This is a genomic window from Arthrobacter sp. 05T45, from assembly GCF_056395875.1.
The window spans coordinates 341,264-356,466 of record NZ_JBFTKI010000001.1 but is presented as its reverse complement, the minus strand read 5'-3'; the positions used below and the strand labels follow the sequence as shown (position 1 = coordinate 356,466).

25 protein-coding genes are annotated in these 15,203 nt (G+C 62.5%); all 25 read right to left on the bottom strand.

All coding sequences use genetic code 11. The annotated features are described in order from the left end of the window. Positions 1–16 precede the first annotated feature (16 nt). Positions 17–1,027 (bottom strand): DNA-directed RNA polymerase subunit alpha, encoded by a 1,011-nt coding sequence (locus AC1DGD_RS01740; protein WP_018773683.1) that lies wholly within the window; start codon positions 1,025–1,027, stop codon positions 17–19. A 133-nt stretch (positions 1,028–1,160) separates the two neighbouring features. Beyond that, on the bottom strand, positions 1,161–1,562 hold the full coding sequence (gene rpsK, locus AC1DGD_RS01735) for a 30S ribosomal protein S11 (protein ID WP_018773682.1): 402 nt from the start codon (positions 1,560–1,562) through the stop codon (positions 1,161–1,163). Between the two features lie 52 nt (positions 1,563–1,614). Beyond that, a complete protein-coding gene (gene rpsM, locus AC1DGD_RS01730; RefSeq protein ID WP_028275004.1) occupies positions 1,615–1,989 on the bottom strand; it encodes a 30S ribosomal protein S13 in 375 nt (124 codons plus the stop codon). A gap of 173 nt (positions 1,990–2,162) precedes the next feature. After that, positions 2,163–2,276, bottom strand: a complete 114-nt coding sequence (rpmJ, locus tag AC1DGD_RS01725; protein ID WP_009358722.1) for a 50S ribosomal protein L36 — start codon at positions 2,274–2,276, stop codon at positions 2,163–2,165. A gap of 69 nt (positions 2,277–2,345) precedes the next feature. Next, positions 2,346–2,567 (bottom strand): translation initiation factor IF-1, encoded by a 222-nt coding sequence (gene infA, locus AC1DGD_RS01720; protein ID WP_009358723.1) that lies wholly within the window; start codon positions 2,565–2,567, stop codon positions 2,346–2,348. A gap of 188 nt (positions 2,568–2,755) precedes the next feature. Then, on the bottom strand, positions 2,756–3,790 hold the full coding sequence (locus AC1DGD_RS01715; protein WP_476855690.1) for a P1 family peptidase: 1,035 nt from the start codon (positions 3,788–3,790) through the stop codon (positions 2,756–2,758). A 121-nt stretch (positions 3,791–3,911) separates the two neighbouring features. Then, positions 3,912–4,739 carry a type I methionyl aminopeptidase gene (map, locus tag AC1DGD_RS01710; RefSeq protein ID WP_476851482.1) on the bottom strand — a complete coding sequence of 276 codons (828 nt, stop codon included), beginning with the start codon at positions 4,737–4,739 and terminating at the stop codon, positions 3,912–3,914. Between the two features lie 246 nt (positions 4,740–4,985). Beyond that, positions 4,986–5,555: an adenylate kinase gene (locus tag AC1DGD_RS01705; protein WP_173403039.1), complete on the bottom strand. Its 570-nt coding sequence runs from the start codon at positions 5,553–5,555 to the stop codon at positions 4,986–4,988. 5 nt (positions 5,556–5,560) lie between these two features. Then, complete coding sequence (secY, locus tag AC1DGD_RS01700) at positions 5,561–6,871, bottom strand: preprotein translocase subunit SecY (protein ID WP_026266474.1); 1,311 nt, start codon at positions 6,869–6,871, stop codon at positions 5,561–5,563. A 187-nt stretch (positions 6,872–7,058) separates the two neighbouring features. Next, positions 7,059–7,550, bottom strand: a complete 492-nt coding sequence (gene rplO, locus AC1DGD_RS01695; protein ID WP_018773677.1) for a 50S ribosomal protein L15 — start codon at positions 7,548–7,550, stop codon at positions 7,059–7,061. Continuing rightward, the gene (rpmD, locus tag AC1DGD_RS01690) at positions 7,551–7,757 is read right to left on the bottom strand and encodes a 50S ribosomal protein L30 (RefSeq protein ID WP_018773676.1); all 207 of its coding nucleotides are present in this window, start codon (positions 7,755–7,757) and stop codon (positions 7,551–7,553) included. It abuts the gene before it with no gap. Between the two features lie 3 nt (positions 7,758–7,760). Next, positions 7,761–8,432 carry a 30S ribosomal protein S5 gene (gene rpsE, locus AC1DGD_RS01685; protein WP_476855689.1) on the bottom strand — a complete coding sequence of 224 codons (672 nt, stop codon included), beginning with the start codon at positions 8,430–8,432 and terminating at the stop codon, positions 7,761–7,763. Positions 8,433–8,458: 26 nt separating this feature from the next. Then, a complete protein-coding gene (gene rplR, locus AC1DGD_RS01680) occupies positions 8,459–8,842 on the bottom strand; it encodes a 50S ribosomal protein L18 (protein ID WP_018773674.1) in 384 nt (127 codons plus the stop codon). 2 nt (positions 8,843–8,844) lie between these two features. Continuing rightward, positions 8,845–9,381, bottom strand: coding sequence for a 50S ribosomal protein L6 (rplF, locus tag AC1DGD_RS01675; RefSeq protein ID WP_011692797.1), 537 nt, complete (start codon positions 9,379–9,381; stop codon positions 8,845–8,847). An 18-nt stretch (positions 9,382–9,399) separates the two neighbouring features. Beyond that, the gene (rpsH, locus tag AC1DGD_RS01670; protein ID WP_018773673.1) at positions 9,400–9,798 is read right to left on the bottom strand and encodes a 30S ribosomal protein S8; all 399 of its coding nucleotides are present in this window, start codon (positions 9,796–9,798) and stop codon (positions 9,400–9,402) included. 96 nt (positions 9,799–9,894) lie between these two features. Continuing rightward, entirely contained in the window at positions 9,895–10,476 is a 582-nt protein-coding gene (gene rplE / locus AC1DGD_RS01665) for a 50S ribosomal protein L5 (RefSeq protein ID WP_018773672.1), read from the bottom strand. Next, entirely contained in the window at positions 10,476–10,835 is a 360-nt protein-coding gene (rplX, locus tag AC1DGD_RS01660) for a 50S ribosomal protein L24 (protein WP_028275000.1), read from the bottom strand. The genes rplE and rplX overlap by 1 nt, the downstream gene beginning before the upstream one ends. 3 nt (positions 10,836–10,838) lie before the next feature. Next, positions 10,839–11,207: a 50S ribosomal protein L14 gene (gene rplN, locus AC1DGD_RS01655; protein WP_003803789.1), complete on the bottom strand. Its 369-nt coding sequence runs from the start codon at positions 11,205–11,207 to the stop codon at positions 10,839–10,841. A gap of 549 nt (positions 11,208–11,756) precedes the next feature. Continuing rightward, positions 11,757–12,065, bottom strand: coding sequence for a 30S ribosomal protein S17 (gene rpsQ, locus AC1DGD_RS01650; protein WP_018773670.1), 309 nt, complete (start codon positions 12,063–12,065; stop codon positions 11,757–11,759). Then, on the bottom strand, positions 12,062–12,391 hold the full coding sequence (rpmC, locus tag AC1DGD_RS01645; protein ID WP_018773669.1) for a 50S ribosomal protein L29: 330 nt from the start codon (positions 12,389–12,391) through the stop codon (positions 12,062–12,064). The genes rpsQ and rpmC overlap by 4 nt, the downstream gene beginning before the upstream one ends. A 2-nt stretch (positions 12,392–12,393) precedes the next feature. Beyond that, the gene (gene rplP / locus AC1DGD_RS01640; protein ID WP_018773668.1) at positions 12,394–12,810 is read right to left on the bottom strand and encodes a 50S ribosomal protein L16; all 417 of its coding nucleotides are present in this window, start codon (positions 12,808–12,810) and stop codon (positions 12,394–12,396) included. Next, on the bottom strand, positions 12,811–13,653 hold the full coding sequence (gene rpsC, locus AC1DGD_RS01635) for a 30S ribosomal protein S3 (protein ID WP_028275116.1): 843 nt from the start codon (positions 13,651–13,653) through the stop codon (positions 12,811–12,813). It abuts the gene before it with no gap. Beyond that, on the bottom strand, positions 13,654–14,019 hold the full coding sequence (gene rplV, locus AC1DGD_RS01630) for a 50S ribosomal protein L22 (RefSeq protein WP_003803798.1): 366 nt from the start codon (positions 14,017–14,019) through the stop codon (positions 13,654–13,656). A gap of 38 nt (positions 14,020–14,057) precedes the next feature. Beyond that, on the bottom strand, positions 14,058–14,339 hold the full coding sequence (gene rpsS / locus AC1DGD_RS01625) for a 30S ribosomal protein S19 (protein WP_018773666.1): 282 nt from the start codon (positions 14,337–14,339) through the stop codon (positions 14,058–14,060). A 12-nt stretch (positions 14,340–14,351) separates the two neighbouring features. Further along, positions 14,352–15,191 carry a 50S ribosomal protein L2 gene (gene rplB / locus AC1DGD_RS01620; RefSeq protein ID WP_026266473.1) on the bottom strand — a complete coding sequence of 280 codons (840 nt, stop codon included), beginning with the start codon at positions 15,189–15,191 and terminating at the stop codon, positions 14,352–14,354. Between the last annotated feature and the right edge of the window lie 12 nt (positions 15,192–15,203).

Here is a 15,203-nt window from a genome sequence, read left to right as displayed (position 1 = left end):
GGCCAAGATCTGTTGGTTAGAGCTCGTCGTCGCTGAACGCGGCGTCGTCCTCTTCGATGGCTGCGGCACGTGCTGCGAGATCGAAACCGGGAGGGGAGTCCTTGAGGGACAGGCCCAGTTCGACCAGCTTGGCCTTGACCTCATCAATGGACTTCGCGCCGAAGTTGCGGATGTCCATGAGGTCAGCCTCGGAGCGGGCAACGAGTTCACCCACGGTGTGGATGCCCTCACGCTTGAGGCAGTTGTAGGAACGGACCGTCAGGTCCAGATCCTCGATCGGCAGTGCCATGTCGGCTGCCAGGGCAGCGTCCGTCGGCGACGGACCGATCTCGATACCTTCAGCTGCGGTGTTCAGCTCGCGGGCCAGACCGAACAGTTCCACCAGGGTGGTACCTGCCGAAGCAACGGCGTCGCGCGGGGCGATTGCCTGCTTGGTCTCGACGTCGACAATGAGCTTGTCGAAGTCAGTGCGCTGCTCAACACGGGTAGCTTCCACGCGGAAAGTAACCTTCAGAACCGGCGAGTAGATCGAGTCGACCGGGATGCGGCCGATCTCGGAGTCGCCGGACTTGTTCTGAGCTGCCGAAACGTAGCCGCGACCGCGCTCGATGGTCAGTTCGAGTTCGAACTTGCCCTTCGAGTTCAGCGTGGCAATGTGCAGATCCGGGTTGTGGAATTCGACGCCGGCCGGCGGAGCGATGTCCGCGGCGGTGACGACTCCCGGTCCCTGCTTGCGCAGGTAAGCAACAACCGGCTCGTCGTGCTCGGAGGAAACCGACAGGTTCTTGATGTTCAGGATGATCTCAGTGACATCTTCCTTGACACCCGGAACCGTGGTGAACTCGTGCAGCACGCCATCGATCCGGATGCTCGTTACAGAGGCACCGGGGATGGAGGAGAGCAGGGTACGGCGGAGGGAGTTTCCGAGGGTGTAACCAAAGCCCGGCTCCAGCGGTTCGATGATGAACCGTGAGCGGTTTTCGGAGACGACCTCTTCGGAGAGGGTGGGGCGCTGTGCAATGAGCACTTAGGTTTCCTTTCGGCGAGCATCCGCTATATGACGCAACACAGGTGGTGGAAAGATCGGTCTGAAGACTTAACGCGGCCGGGCCTGCCCGGACCGGTGAGGGTCCGGGCAAGCTCCTGGGCGCTGGAAAGCCTTAGACGCGGCGGCGCTTCGGCGGACGGCAGCCGTTGTGGGCGCTGGGGGTGACGTCCTGGATGGAGCCAACCTCGAGGCCAGCGGCCTGCAGCGAGCGGATGGCGGTTTCGCGTCCGGAACCCGGTCCCTTGACGAACACGTCAACCTTGCGCATGCCGTGCTCCTGTGCACGCTTTGCGGCGGCTTCGGCGGCCATCTGGGCAGCGAACGGGGTGGACTTACGCGAGCCCTTGAAGCCAACCTCACCGGACGAAGCCCAGGAGATGACAGCACCGTTCGGGTCCGTGATGGACACGATGGTGTTGTTAAAGGTGCTCTTGATGTGCGCCTGGCCCAGCGCGATATTCTTCTTGTCCTTCTTACGCGGCTTGCGAACCGCGCCACGAGTCTTCGGGGGCATTTTTTCTCCTACAGAAAGTTATCGGGGGAAAACCGAGTTAATCCCTCAGGGATTAACGGGCCTTCTTCTTGCCTGCGACGGTGCGCTTCGGACCCTTGCGGGTACGCGCGTTCGTCTTCGTACGCTGACCGCGCACTGGCAGGCCCTTGCGGTGGCGAATACCTTCGTAGCTGCCGATTTCAACCTTGCGGCGGATATCAGCGGCTACTTCGCGGCGAAGGTCACCCTCAACCTTGTAGTTGCCTTCAATGTAGTCACGCAGCTCAACCAGCTGCGCGTCGGTCAGGTCCTTGACCCGAACGTCAGCGCTGATGCCGGTAGCAGCCAGGGTTTCGTGTGCACGGGTCTTGCCCACGCCGTAGATGTAAGTAAGCGCAATTTCCAGCCGCTTTTCGCGGGGAATGTCTACGCCAGCGAGACGAGCCATATTGGCAGTACTCCTTGTATAAACCGGAGGTCGTAGGCAGTACACCCGCATGTTCAGTGCGGCCCCAGCCTCCGACCGGGGGTTAGCTGTCCGGGCTCATACGTCCCAGTTCAGCTTGTGCTGCCTTTATTTACTTGCGTGGGTTAGCAACCCAGGGTTTCCAGTGAAGGAAATTAGCCCTGGCGCTGCTTGTGGCGCGGGTTCTCGCAGATCACCATGACCCGGCCATTACGGCGGATCACTTTGCACTTTTCGCAGATCTGCTTGACGCTCGGCTTGACCTTCATGGCGTTCCTTTGCGTGTTGCAGTTGGTCAGCTGGACCGGCCCTCGGCTATTGCCCTGGCCGCCCAGTGTTTACTTGTAGCGGTAGACGATACGACCACGTGTCAGGTCGTAAGGGCTCAGCTCCACCACTACGCGGTCCTCGGGGAGGATCCTGATGTAGTGCTGGCGCATCTTTCCAGAGATGTGTGCCAGAACGATGTGCTTGTTGGTGAGCTCAACGCGAAACATCGCATTGGGCAGCGCCTCGGTCACAACGCCCTCGATCTCAATGACCCCGTCCTTCTTGGCCATACCCTCCGCTAACTGTTGTTGCCGCAGCCTCCCGGTTTGCACCGGTCATGACCGCGGACGTTTTTGATTGATTGGCTGGTGCCACCCGACCCCAAAAGGGCACAACGGGGCAGACAACCAACAGACAACACTACGCCATCGCGGCCGGATTGTTAAATCCGAAGTTAAATCCGCCCATCGTAGCGCACTCAGCGTCCGTACGCACCTAGCGTCCCGGCCGCCGTCGTCACTGCCTCCGCCTGCGAGATCCCGTCGAGGATGGCCAGCCGGACGACGTCGGCGGCCGCGCTCTGCAGGGTAATGAGGCTGATCTGCCGGGCCGCCGGGGTGCTGCGGTCAAGCGCGACGGCGCCCGTCGCCAGCGCGAACACGGTATCGCCGTCGGCGAGGGTGTGGCTTGGATTCAAAGCCCGGGCCAGTCCGGCATGGGCCGCCGAGGCGGTGCGTTTGCAGTCCGCCTTGTCCAGGACGGCGTCCGTGGCGACGACGACGAGCGTGGTGTTGAGCGGCGGGGGCGTACCGCCAACGCCGTAGTCTGCGGCTTCGGCCTCACCTCCCGCCCCAACAGCCGAAACCCTCTGCGTGCTCGCTCCTTCGTCGCTTAGACGCACGCTGCCGGGTTCCGCCTGCTGCGGCGATGTGCCCCACGGCAGTCCGAGCGCGTTGACGACCGCAATGGCGCCGACGGTCACCCCGTTTTCTAGGGTGAGGGAGGCTGTGCCCACTCCCCCTTTGTACGTGCCCCTGCCGATTGCCGCTCCTGTGCCGGCGCCGACGTTGCCGCGTTCGACGTCGTGCCCTTCCGGCTGCCCGGCGGCGGCGGCCGTCGCCGCGTAGCCCATCGCCTCTCCAGGGCGGGCGGAGAAATCGCCGCCGCGGCCCAGGTCGAAAATCGCGGCCGCCGGCACGATCGGAACAAGCCCGCCGGGGACCGTGAAGCCTCGGCCGTTCTCCTCGCACCAGCGCATGGCGCCGCCCGCGGCTGCGAGGCCAAAGGCGCTGCCCCCGGTCAGGACCACGGCGTCCACGGTCTGGGACAGCGTGGTGGGATCCAGTGAGTCCGTCTCATGCGTCGCGGGCCCGCCGCCCCGGACGTCGACCGAGCCGACGGTGCCCGGCGGCGGGAGAACCACAGTCACTCCGCTCAGCCAGCCGTCGCCGGACTTCTGGACATGGCCTATCCGGATGCCGGCCACGTCTGTGATGGCTCCTGTTGCTCCCATGGCTCCATTGTGCGCCCCGGCTGACCTGCGACACGCAAAATCCCTGGCGCTACCGTATTCCGGTGTCGCCAGGGATTTTGCGCGTCGCCAGAAATCCCGCGAGTCGCCTTGTAGTTCGGGCCTAGGGAATCGGGACGGGCACGACGCCGAGCGGCGCCAGTTTCGCCGCTCCCCCGTCAGGTGCCGAGAGGACCCAGATCCCCTTCTCGTGCACGGCCACCGAGTGCTCCCACTGGCAGGAGCGCTTGCCATCCGTGGTGACGACGGTCCAGTCGTCGTCCAGGATTGCGGTCTCGATGCTGCCCCGGACCAGCATGGGCTCGATTGCGAGGCACAGCCCCGGGCGGATCTTCGGCCCGCGGTGGCCGGTGCGGTAGTTCAGCACGTCCGGCGCCATGTGCATCTCGGAGCCGATTCCGTGCCCTACATAGTCCTCCAGGATGCCCAGCGGTTTGCCCGGCACGGAGGAGACGTAGTCGTCCACGGCGTTGCCGATATCGCCCACGAATTTCCCGGTGGCCAGGGCTGCGATGCCACGCCACATGGCTTCCTCGGTAACCTCGGAGAGGCGAACGTCTTCGGGATCGGCGGTGCCGACAATCACGGTCCGCGCCGAATCGGAGTGCCAGCCGTCCACGATCGCGCCGCCGTCGATCGAGATGATGTCGCCGTCCGCCAGGACCCGGCCGCCGGGGATGCCGTGCACCACCTCTTCGTTCACCGAGGTGCAGATCGTGGCCGGGAACCCGTGGTAGCCGAGGAAGTTGGACTTGGCGCCGGCGTCCTGGAGCACGGCGGCGAAGACCTCATCCAGCCGGGCAGTGGTGACGCCGGGGGCCGCGGCGGCCACCGCCGCATCCAGTGCCCGGCTCAGGACCAGTCCGGCCTCGTGCATCGTGCGCATCTGGGCGTTGGTCTTGTATTCAATGCGTGCCTGGCCGAATGCCATCGCTACCTCAAAATTTTCTCTCGCGGTCCGGGCGGGCTGGATCCCGGGCCTCCACCATGGGTCATCAACCCAAGTCTTCAAGCTCTATTCTCCCGTACCGGTTCAACGGTTCGGAACGGGCTCGCTGCGGGGCCGCCCAACGCCGAAGGGCGCGTCCCGTACCCGATGGTACGGAACGCGCCCTTCTGCACTGCGTCTCTGTTCTGCGTCAGCCGCAATGAGCATGCGTGGATCAGGGGGTGAGGATCAGGCGGCCTGGGCCGACTTGATCGCTTCCATGACGCGCTCGGTGACTTCGTCGATGGCACCGATGCCGTCCACCTGGGTCAGGATGCCGCGTTCGGCATACTTGGCCACCACAGGTTCGGTCTGCTCGTGGTACAGGTCCAGCCGGTGACGGATAACGCCTTCGTTGTCGTCGCTGCGGCCAGTTTCCTTGGCACGGCCCAGGAGGCGGGTAACCAGCTCCTCGTCGTCAGCGGTGAGCTGGAGCACGACGTCGAGCTTCTGGTCAGCGCCGGCGAGGATGTCTTCGAGGTAGTCCACCTGCGCGGTGGTGCGCGGGTACCCGTCGAGCAGGAAGCCTGCCTCGACGTCGTCCTCATTGAGGCGGTCGCGCACCATCTTGTTGGTGACGCTGTCCGGGACGAAGTCGCCGGCGTCCATGTACTTCTTGGCTTCGACGCCGAGCGGAGTCTCACCCTTGACGTTGGCGCGGAAGATGTCTCCGGTGGAGATCGCAACGACGCCGAGGCGTTCTGAAATGCGTTCCGCCTGCGTTCCCTTGCCGGACCCGGGAGGTCCGATAATCAACATTCTCGTCATCGCAAAAGCCCTTCGTAGTGACGTTGCTGTAGTTGCGCATCAATCTGCTTCACGGTCTCCAGACCGACGCCCACCATGATCAGGATCGAGGTGCCGCCGAACGGGAAGTTCTGGTTCGCGTTAATCAGGACCAGTGCAACCAGCGGGATCAATGCCACGAAGCCGAGGTAGAAGGCGCCGGGCAGGGTGATCCGGGATAGGACGTACTGAAGATAGTCCGCGGTCGGCTTGCCGGCGCGGATGCCCGGAATGAAGCCGCCGTACTTCTTCATGTTGTCCGAGACCTCTTCGGGGTTGAAAGTAATCGCAACATAGAAGTAGGTGAAAAACACAATCATGGCGAAATACAGTGCCATATAGATCGGGTGGTCGCCCTTGGTGAGGTTGTTGTTGATCCACTCAACCCAGGGCTGCACCGGCTCGCCGGCCTTGGGCTGGTTGAACTGTGAGATCAGCCCCGGCAGGTAGAGCATGGACGAGGCGAAGATGACGGGCACGACGCCGGCCATGTTCACCTTGATGGGGATGTAGGTGCTGGTTCCGCCGACCGTGCGGCGGCCGATCATCCGTTTGGCGTACTGCACCGGGATCCGTCGCTGGGACTGCTCCACGAAGACCACGAGTGCCACGGTGAGCAGGCCGATGATGAGGACCAGGAAGAACGTGCCGGGGCCCTGTGCCTTCCAGATCGCACCGAGCGAGCCGGGGAAGCCTGCGGCGATGGACGTGAAGATCAGCAGGGACATGCCGTTGCCGACGCCCTTTTCCGTCACGAGCTCGCCCATCCACATGATCAGGCCTGTGCCGGCCGTGAGCGTGATGATGATCAGGACCGTGGTGACGATCGAGCTGTCCGGGATGATGGGCAGCTGGCAGTTAGGCAGCAGCTGGCCGGAGCGTGCCAGCGACACCAGTGTCGTGGCATTGAGCAGGCCAAGTGCGATCGTGAGGTAGCGGGTGTACTGGGTCAGTTTCGACTGCCCTGACGCGCCCTCCTCGTACAGCTGCTGGAAACGGGGAATGACCACCCGGAGCAGCTGGACGATGATGCTGGCGGTGATGTACGGCATGATGCCGAGGGCAAAGATGGACACCTGCAGCAATGCACCGCCGCTGAACAGGTTGACGAGCTGGTAGATCCCGCCCGAGGTCTGACCGTTCTGCAAGCATTGCTGGACATTCTGGTAGCTCACACCAGGCGAGGGGATGAAGGCACCCAAGCGGAAGATTGTGATGATTCCCAGCGTGAACAACAACTTGCGTCGCAGATCAGGCGTGCGAAAGGCCCGGCCAAATGCGCTAAGCAAGCGTCCTCCTGAGTAATAAGTAAAGTCGTGTGAGACAGGTCAAATAAACCCAACAACCGAGTCTAACGGGTGGATGCGCCCCGCGAACAATCGGCGGGGCCCGGAAAATGAAAAAAACTCCCGGCACCGGGGGCCTGAGCCCCTGGTACCGGGAGTTTCAACAACGGGCAACTGCCCCGCCGCCTCGTTAGAGGGCGGTGGTGCTTCCGCCTGCTGCAGCAATCTTGTCAGCAGCGCTGGCCGAGAATGCGTGGACGGTGACGTCAACCTTGACGGTGATGTCGCCGGTGCCCAGCACCTTGACGGGCTGGTTCTTGCGAACGGCACCCTTTTCGACCAGGTTCTCCACGGTGACAGCGCCACCTTCCGGGAACAGCTCGTTGAGCTTGTCCAGGTTTACAACCTGGTACTCAACCCGGAACGGGTTCTTGAAGCCGCGCAGCTTCGGCAGGCGCATGTGCAGCGGCAGCTGGCCGCCGGCAAAGCCAGCCTTGATCTGGTAGCGGGCCTTCGTACCCTTGGTACCGCGACCAGCGGTCTTACCCTTGGAACCTTCACCACGACCAACACGGGTCTTGGCGGTCTTGGCACCCGGGGCGGGACGCAGGTGGTGAACCTTCAGTGCGTTCTGCTTCTCAGCGGCGCCCTGTGCCTTTTCGGCGGTGTTCTTCTCTGCCATTTACTTCGCCTCCTCTACCTTTACCAGGTGCGGAACCGTGTTGAGCATCCCGACGGTCACGGCGTCGGCGGTGCGGACAACGGTGTGTCCGATCCGCTTCAGGCCGAGGGACCGCAGGGTGTCGCGCTGGTTCTGCTTGCCGCCAATGGCGGACTTGATCTGAGTGATCTCCAACTTTGCGTCGGAGACAAGCACGTTCTTAGCCATGACTCAGACACCTGCCTTCTGGTTCAGGAGCGCCTTGACCATTGCCGGCGGGGCGATCTCGTCGAGCGGGAGGCCGCGGCGTGCTGCCACTGCTGCCGGCTCTTCGAGGCGCTTCAGCGCGTCAACGGTCGCGTGAACGATGTTGATGGCGTTGGAAGAACCGAGCGACTTGGAGAGGATGTCGTGGATGCCCACGCACTCCAGTACTGCACGGACCGGGCCACCGGCGATAACACCGGTACCGGCGGAAGCCGGGCGCAGCATGACGACGCCTGCGGCGGCCTCACCCTGAACGCGGTGCGGGATGGTGCTGCCGATGCGGGGAACGCGGAAGAAGGACTTCTTGGCCTCTTCAACGCCCTTCGCGATAGCGGCAGGAACTTCCTTTGCCTTGCCGTAGCCGACGCCGACCATGCCGTTGCCGTCACCGACGACGACGAGGGCGGTGAAGCTGAAGCGACGACCACCCTTGACGACCTTGGAAACGCGGTTGATGGTTACGACGCGCTCTACGAACTGGCTCTTCTCGGCCTCGCGGCCGCCGTCACGGCCACCACGGTCGCCACGGCCCTGGCCGCGGTCGCCACGCTCGCCACGACGAGCGCCACCACGGCGGTCGTCAGTGGTAGCAGGCGCAGCGGTCTCAGTTGCCGGAGCAGCTACAGCTTCAGTCACCTGAATGTCCTTTTCGTTATTTTCGGTCACAGTGCCAGCCCACCTTCACGTGCGCCGTCAGCGACGGCGGCGATCCGGCCGTGGTACTTGTTACCACCGCGGTCGAAGACAACTGCTTCGATACCGGCAGCCTTGGCACGCTCGGCGACCAGTTCGCCAACGCGCTTGGCCTTGGCGGTCTTGTCACCGTCGAATGCACGAAGGTCGGCTTCCAGTGTGGAGGCGCTTGCCACGGTCAGGCCCTTGGTGTCATCGACAACCTGGACGAATACGTGACGTGCGGAGCGGTTGACGACCAGACGCGGGCGTACAGCCGTTCCGGAGATGCGCTTGCGGATACGAAGCTGGCGGCGGCTGCGCTGGGCAGACTTGCTCTTGTTCGTACGCTTCTTGTTAATTGCGATCGCCATGGTTACTTACCAGCCTTTCCGACCTTGCGGCGGATGACTTCGCCTGCGTAACGGATGCCCTTGCCCTTGTAGGGGTCCGGCTTCCGCAGCTTGCGAATGTTGGCAGCAACCTCGCCGACCTGCTGCTTGGAGATACCTGAAACAGAGAGCTTGGTCGGGGTCTCAACTGCAAAGGTGATGCCGTTCGGTGCCGAGACGTTGACCGGGTGGCTGTAGCCCAGAGCGAACTCCAGGTCAGAACCCTTGGCCTGGACGCGGTAACCGGTACCGACAATCTCAAGCTTCTTCTCGTAGCCTGCGGTGACACCCTGGATCATGTTGGCGATCAGGGTGCGGGTCAGGCCGTGCAGCGAACGTGAGGCGCGCTCGTCGTTCGGGCGGGCGACAGTCAGGGTGCCATCTTCCAGGGAAACCTCGATCGGGCTGGCCACAGTGTGGCTCAGCTCGCCTTTGGAACCCTTGACGCTGACGACAGAGCCGTCAACCTTGACCTCAACGCCGGCAGGAACGGTGATGGGGAGACGTCCAATACGTGACATTATTCTCTTCCTTTCCCGTTACCAGACGTAAGCGAGGACTTCGCCGCCCACGCCCTTCTTGCCGGCCTGCTTGTCAGTCAAGAGGCCGGAAGAGGTGGACAGGATTGCGACACCCAGGCCACCGAGCACGTGCGGCAGGTTGGTGGACTTTGCGTAAACGCGCAGTCCCGGCTTGGAAATACGACGAACGCCAGCGATTGAACGCTCGCGGTTCGGACCGAACTTGAGCTCGAGGGTCAGCTTCTTGCCAACCTCAGCGTCTTCTTCTTTCCAGGAGGCGATGTAACCTTCAGCCTTCAGGATGTCGGCAACGCGTGCCTTGAGCTTGCTGTACGGCATGGTCACGGAATCGTGGTATGCCGAGTTAGCGTTGCGCAGACGCGTAAGCATGTCTGCGACGGGATCTGTCATTGTCATGTGGGCTCTTGCCCTTCCTCATAACGGTTTCCGCCGTGCTGGTTGTCCCGAACAGAATTCGGAAAGGAGCGCGGGCGGACCTTTTACGTAGCTAGATTAGTCTTCGGTCTTGAACGGGAAGCCAAGCGCCTTCAGCAGCGCGCGGCCTTCGTCGTCGGTCTTGGCAGTGGTCACGACGGTGATGTCCATACCGCGAACGCGGTCAATGGAATCCTGGTCGATCTCGTGGAACATAACCTGCTCGGTCAGACCGAAGGTGTAGTTGCCGTTGCCATCGAACTGCTTGCCGCTGAGGCCACGGAAGTCGCGGATACGCGGCAGGGCCAGCGTGACCAGACGGTCCAGGAATTCCCACATGCGGTCCCCACGCAGAGTTGCGTGTGCACCGATCGGCATGCCTTCGCGCAGCTTGAACTGTGCGATCGACTTGCGGGCCTTGGTTACCTGCGGCTTCTGGCCGGTGATCAGGGTCAGATCGCGGACAGCGCCGTCGATCAGCTTGGAGTCCTTGGCGGCATCTCCAACACCCATGTTCACAACGACCTTCACCAGGCGGGGAACCTGGTTGACGTTCTGGTACTTGAATTCCTCAGTCAGCGTGTTCTTGATGGAATCGGCGTACTTGGTCTTCAGACGAGGAACGATCTTGCTTGCCGGAGTCTCGAGAGTCTCAGTCATTAGATGTCCTTCCCTGAGCTCTTGGCCACGCGGACGCGCACGTCACGCTTCACGCCATCGCGCTCAACGGTCTCGGTGCGGAAACCGACGCGGGTGGGCTTCTTGGTGGACGGGTCAACCAGAGCCACGTTGGAGATGTGGATCGAAGCCTCGACGACCTCGATGCCACCGGTCTTGGTGCCGCGCTGCGACTGACCGACCTTGGTGTGCTTGGTTACGCGGTTAATGCCTTCAACCAACACGCGGTTGGTCTCCGGGTACACGCGCAGAACCTTGCCCTGCTTACCCTTGTCGCCGCCGCGCTCAGCCTTGGCGCCAGTGATGACCTGAACGAGGTCACCCTTTTTGATCTTAGCCATGGACTAGAGCACCTCCGGAGCCAGAGAAACGATCTTCATGAACTTCTTGTCGCGAAGTTCACGACCAACCGGTCCGAAGATACGGGTACCGCGGGGGTCACCGTCGTTCTTCAGGATGACGGCCGCGTTCTCGTCAAACTTGATGTAGGAACCATCCGCACGGCGGCGTTCCTTCTTGGTACGGACGATGACAGCCTTGACGACGTCGCCCTTCTTTACGTTGCCGCCCGGAATTGCGTCCTTGACGGTAGCGACGATTACGTCGCCAATGCCTGCGTAGCGACGGCCAGATCCACCGAGAACGCGAATGGTAAGGATTTCCTTAGCACCCGTGTTGTCGGCGACCTTGAGTCGCGACTCCTGCTGAATCACTATTTACTCCTTGCGTCGCGCTGGTTCTCAGACCGAAAATCTTCCTACGGAATGAGCCTTGCGGAACGGTTGATCGGGGTGTCTCTTGACCTGCCTGGATTTTGCCAGACCAGGCCTAAACGCCCGTGCCAAAAACATTTGCTTCCCAGGCGGTTCCCGACGAGTCGGGGCGCAAGGGGGCACTATGCCGTGGCACGATTGTTTACGAGGTTGATGACGGCGCGCAAAAGGCGCCATACAAACTCAAAATCTTAGCACGTTTTGGGCGTATCCCAATATCACAGCCATGGAGCCCGCACACCCCTCCCGCGCAGCCGCCACGCCGCCACGCCGGACAGGCTTTGGGCCCGCCCGCCGCCGCGCACCCCGGGAACCCGGCCCGCCGGCGTCGTAAGCCCCCCGAAGGCTGCTTCGCGTGACGGGCACGGTAAACTGCTGCCGCCAGTCGCAGGCTGCCGGCTGCGGCGGCTGCCGGCAACGCAGAAGCCCCCGCTCCCCCAAAGGGGAACGAGGGCTTCTGCTGTATCACCAGACAAACAGGTGCAGGTGTTACTTGGCCTTCTCGAGGATCTCGACCAGACGCCACCGCTTGGTAGCGGACAGCGGGCGGGTCTCGGCGAGGAGCACGAGGTCGCCGATGCCGGCGCTGTTCTCTTCGTCGTGAGCCTTGATCTTGGCGTTGCGGCGGATGACCTTGCCGTAGAGGGCGTGCTTCACGCGGTCTTCGACCTGGACAGTGATGGTCTTTTCCATCTTGTCCGAGACGACGTAGCCGCGCTTCGTCTTACGGTAACCGCGCTCGTCAGCCTTGGCTGCGTCGGAAACAGTTTCCGTCACGTTCTCGTCCTTTTCACTCACTTGGCATCCTCCTCGGATTCAACCGTTTCAGCCTTCTCAGCCTTTTTGGTTGCAGCCTTCTTGGACTTCTTCTCTTCCTTGGCTTCCACAACCGGTGCGGCAACCTCGGCACGAATGCCGAGCTCGCGCTCACGGAGAACGGTGTAGATGCGGGCGATGTCCTTCTTTACCGCGCGCAGACGACCGTGGTTCTCCAGCTGACCGGTGGCGGACTGGAAACGCAGGTTGAACAGCTCTTCCTTGGCCTTGCGGAGTTCTTCAACGAGACGCTCGTTGTCGAAACCGTCCAGCTGTGCGGATGCAAGTTCCTTGGATCCTACTGCCATTTCTACTCACCACCTTCGCGACGCACAATGCGTGCCTTCAACGGCAGCTTGTGGATTGCCAGGCGCAGGGCCTCGCGAGCTACCTCTTCACTGACACCGGAGAGTTCGAAGAGAACCCGGCCCGGCTTGACGTTTGAGACCCACCATTCCGGAGAACCCTTACCGGAACCCATGCGGGTTTCGGCCGGCTTCTTCGTCAGCGGACGGTCCGGGTAAATGTTGATCCAGACCTTTCCGCCACGCTTGATGTGGCGGGTCATCGCGATACGGGCAGACTCGATCTGACGGTTCGTGACGTAGGCCGGGCTCAGCGCCTGGATGCCCCACTCACCGAAGGAGACCTGGGTGCCGCCCGTAGCAGCGCCGGAACGACCCGGGTGGTGCTGCTTACGGTGCTTGACTCGACGTGGGATAAGCATTTAAGCCTGTCCTCCTTCTACTGACTGTGCCGTGCCTGCGGCACCGGCTTCGACAGCCGGAGCTTCGGCGGCAGGTGCTGCCTCGGCTGCGGGGCGGTCGGGACGACGGCGGCGGTCACCACGGTCGGCGCCACCCGGGCGGCCCGGGCGGTCGCCGGCACGGCCACGGGACGGAGCAGCAGCTGCCTGCTGAGCCAGTTCCTTGGCAGTGACGTCGCCCTTGTAGATCCAGACCTTCACGCCGATGCGGCCGAAGGTGGTCTTGGCCTCGTAGAAGCCGTAGTCGATGTTCGCACGCAGGGTGTGCAGGGGCACACGGCCTTCGCGGTAGAACTCCGAGCGGGACATTTCTGCGCCGCCCAGTCGACCCGAGCAAGCGATCCGGATGCCCTTGGCACCGGCGCGCTGTGCGGACTGCATGGCCTTCTTCATCGCACGGCGGAAAGCCACGCGGGAAGTCAGCTGCTCTGCAACGCCCTGGGCAACAAGCTGGGCTTCCATCTCGGGGTTCTTGACCTCGAGGATGTTCAGCTGAACCTGCTTGCCCGTGAGCTTCTCAAGCTCGCCGCGGATGCGGTCTGCTTCAGCGCCGCGGCGGCCGATGACGATGCCCGGACGTGCCGTGTGGATATCCACGCGGACACGGTCGCGGGTGCGCTCGATTTCGACCTTGGCGATACCGGCGCGCTCCATGCCCGTGGACATGAGCTGGCGGATACGGATGTCTTCGCGAACGAAGTCCTTGTACCGCTGGCCGGCCTTGGTGCTGTCGGCGAACCAGTGCGATACGTGATCGGTGGTGATGCCGAGTCGGAACCCGTGCGGGTTAACTTTCTGTCCCACTTAGCGAGCCTCCTCTTTCTCCGGGGTAGCGACTACCACGGTGATGTGGCTCGTGCGCTTCTTGATCTGAAATGCACGACCCTGGGCTCGCGGCTGGAACCGCTTCATGGTCGGGCCTTCATCAACAAACGCTTCGCTGATGATGAGGTCACCTTCGTCAAACGCCACGCCGTCGCGGTCCGCGAGGACCCGGGCGTTGGAGATTGCCGACTGAACTACCTTGAATACCGGCTCCGAAGCTGCCTGGGGGGCAAACTTCAGAATTGCCAGAGCCTCATTCGCTTGCTTACCACGAACAAGGTTGACGACGCGCCGGGCCTTCATAGGCGTTACGCGGATGTGACGCGCAATTGCCTTGGCTTCCATTGCTTTCCTTCTCTCGTCTTTGACGTAAGTGCAGGCGCCTAGCGGCGCTTGCCCTTACGGTCGTCCTTGACATGGCCGCGGAATGTCCGCGTGGGAGCGAATTCGCCGAGCTTGTGCCCGACCATCGACTCAGTGACAAACACGGGGATGTGCTTGCGTCCGTCGTGTACGGCGATCGTGTGGCCGAGCATGTCGGGGACGATCATCGAACGGCGGGACCAGGTCTTGATGACGTTCTTGGTGCCCTTTTCGTTTTCCCTGGCTACCTTTACAAAGAGGTGCTGGTCAACGAAAGGACCTTTTTTCAGGCTGCGTGGCATGTGTCCAGGCTCCTATCGCTTGTTCTTGCCAGTACGACGGCGACGAACAATAAGCTTGTCGCTCTCTTTGTTGGGACGGCGGGTGCGGCCTTCGCGCTTACCGTTCGGGTTGACGGGGTGACGTCCACCGGACGTCTTACCCTCGCCACCACCGTGGGGGTGGTCAACCGGGTTCATGGCGACACCACGGACGGTCGGGCGAACGCCCTTCCACCGCATACGGCCGGCCTTGCCCCAGTTGATGTTCGACTGCTCGGCGTTGCCGACCTCGCCGACGGTTGCGCGGCAGCGCACGTCAACGTTGCGGATTTCGCCGGAAGGCAGACGCAGCTGGGCGAAACGGCCTTCCTTTGCAACGAGCTGGATCGATGCGCCGGCGGAGCGGCCCATCTTGGCGCCGCCACCCGGACGCAGTTCGACTGCGTGGATTACGGTACCGACCGGGATGTTGCGCAGCGGAAGGTTGTTGCCGGGCTTGATGTCAGCGTCGGCGCCGGCCTCTACGAAGTCGCCCTGGGACAGCTTGTTCGGGGCGATGATGTAACGCTTGGTGCCATCAACGTAGTGCAGGAGGGCGATCCGAGCCGTGCGGTTCGGGTCGTACTCGATTTCGGCAACGCGGGCGTTGACGCCGTCCTTGTCGTGGCGACGGAAGTCGATCAGACGGTACTGGCGCTTGTGTCCACCACCCTTGTGACGGGTCGTGATCTTACCGGAGTTGTTACGGCCACCCTTTTTCGGGAGGGGACGTACCAACGACTTTTCCGGCGTCGACCGCGTGATTTCAGTGAAGTCCGCTACGCTCGAGCCGCGACGGCCCGGGGTAGTCGGCTTGTATTTACGGATTCCCATAATTTATTTCCT

What these genes read in the sequence shown, in the direction of transcription:
- rpmJ (WP_009358722.1), bottom strand. Translation starts at nt 2,276, where the DNA reads ATGAAGGTCAAGCCGAGCGTCAAGCAGATCTGCGAAAAGTGCAAAGTG.
- rplV (WP_003803798.1), bottom strand. Translation starts at nt 14,019, where the DNA reads ATGGAAGCCAAGGCAATTGCGCGTCACATCCGCGTAACGCCTATGAAG.
- rpmC (WP_018773669.1), bottom strand. Translation starts at nt 12,391, where the DNA reads ATGGCAGTAGGATCCAAGGAACTTGCATCCGCACAGCTGGACGGTTTC.
- rplB (WP_026266473.1), bottom strand. Translation starts at nt 15,191, where the DNA reads ATGGGAATCCGTAAATACAAGCCGACTACCCCGGGCCGTCGCGGCTCG.
- map (WP_476851482.1), bottom strand. Translation starts at nt 4,739, where the DNA reads ATGGCATTCGGCCAGGCACGCATTGAATACAAGACCAACGCCCAGATG.
- rplP (WP_018773668.1), bottom strand. Translation starts at nt 12,810, where the DNA reads ATGCTTATCCCACGTCGAGTCAAGCACCGTAAGCAGCACCACCCGGGT.
- rpsS (WP_018773666.1), bottom strand. Translation starts at nt 14,339, where the DNA reads ATGCCACGCAGCCTGAAAAAAGGTCCTTTCGTTGACCAGCACCTCTTT.
- infA (WP_009358723.1), bottom strand. Translation starts at nt 2,567, where the DNA reads ATGGCCAAGAAGGACGGGGTCATTGAGATCGAGGGCGTTGTGACCGAG.
- AC1DGD_RS01715 (WP_476855690.1), bottom strand. Translation starts at nt 3,790, where the DNA reads ATGGGAGCAACAGGAGCCATCACAGACGTGGCCGGCATCCGGATAGGC.
- rplR (WP_018773674.1), bottom strand. Translation starts at nt 8,842, where the DNA reads ATGGCGATCGCAATTAACAAGAAGCGTACGAACAAGAGCAAGTCTGCC.
- rpsM (WP_028275004.1), bottom strand. Translation starts at nt 1,989, where the DNA reads ATGGCTCGTCTCGCTGGCGTAGACATTCCCCGCGAAAAGCGGCTGGAA.
- AC1DGD_RS01705 (WP_173403039.1), bottom strand. Translation starts at nt 5,555, where the DNA reads ATGTTGATTATCGGACCTCCCGGGTCCGGCAAGGGAACGCAGGCGGAA.
- rpsH (WP_018773673.1), bottom strand. Translation starts at nt 9,798, where the DNA reads ATGACAATGACAGATCCCGTCGCAGACATGCTTACGCGTCTGCGCAAC.
- rplX (WP_028275000.1), bottom strand. Translation starts at nt 10,835, where the DNA reads ATGGCTAAGATCAAAAAGGGTGACCTCGTTCAGGTCATCACTGGCGCC.
- rpmD (WP_018773676.1), bottom strand. Translation starts at nt 7,757, where the DNA reads ATGGCTAAGAACGTGCTTGTCTCCGACGCAAAGTTGGAGATCACTCAG.
- rplO (WP_018773677.1), bottom strand. Translation starts at nt 7,550, where the DNA reads ATGGCAGAGAAGAACACCGCCGAAAAGGCACAGGGCGCCGCTGAGAAG.
- rpsK (WP_018773682.1), bottom strand. Translation starts at nt 1,562, where the DNA reads ATGCCCCCGAAGACTCGTGGCGCGGTTCGCAAGCCGCGTAAGAAGGAC.
- rplE (WP_018773672.1), bottom strand. Translation starts at nt 10,476, where the DNA reads ATGACTGAGACTCTCGAGACTCCGGCAAGCAAGATCGTTCCTCGTCTG.
- rplF (WP_011692797.1), bottom strand. Translation starts at nt 9,381, where the DNA reads ATGTCACGTATTGGACGTCTCCCCATCACCGTTCCTGCCGGCGTTGAG.